The 444-nt window shown below is 72.1% G+C and carries 1 protein-coding gene; it reads left to right on the top strand.

The annotated features are described in order from the left end of the window. Positions 1-106 precede the first annotated feature (106 nt). A partial coding sequence (locus ACLD7X_RS19000; RefSeq protein ID WP_411425236.1) for a transglutaminase N-terminal domain-containing protein occupies positions 107-444 on the top strand: 338 nt, incomplete at its 3' end.

Below are 444 nucleotides of genomic sequence, written 5' to 3'. Positions count from 1 at the left end.
ACATCTTTGACGAGGGGCTGCACGAATTCCTGTCGCGCTTCATCCGCGAGGCGGCGGCGCTGGGGTCGGTGATCCACGAAAGCTATCTGAGCGGGGACGTGCGGTGATGCTGCTGACGGTCGATCATGTGACGCGCTACAGCTATGACCGCCCGGTGCGGGGGGTGGTGCAGAGCCATCGGCTGACGCCGTCGGCCTGCGACGGGCAGAGGGTGCGCGACTGGCAGGTGACGGTGACCGACGGCCAGCCGGGCGGGGCCTTCCGCGACGGGGCGGGCGACTGGGTGCAGGGCTGGTCGGTGCGCGGTCCGGTGGCCGGGATCGAGGTGCGCGTGCAGGGCACGGTCGAGACGGCCGACCTGGCGGGCGTGCTGCGCGGCCACCGCGAATCGGTGCCGCCGATGGTCTATCTGACGCCCACGCCGCCCACGCGCGCCGATGGCGG

Origin of the sequence: Aphanothece microscopica RSMan92, from assembly GCF_046613545.2 — a bacterium.
Lineage (GTDB): Bacteria > Cyanobacteriota > Cyanobacteriia > PCC-6307 > Cyanobiaceae > NIES-981.
This window is presented reverse-complemented; position numbering and strand designations above follow the sequence as displayed.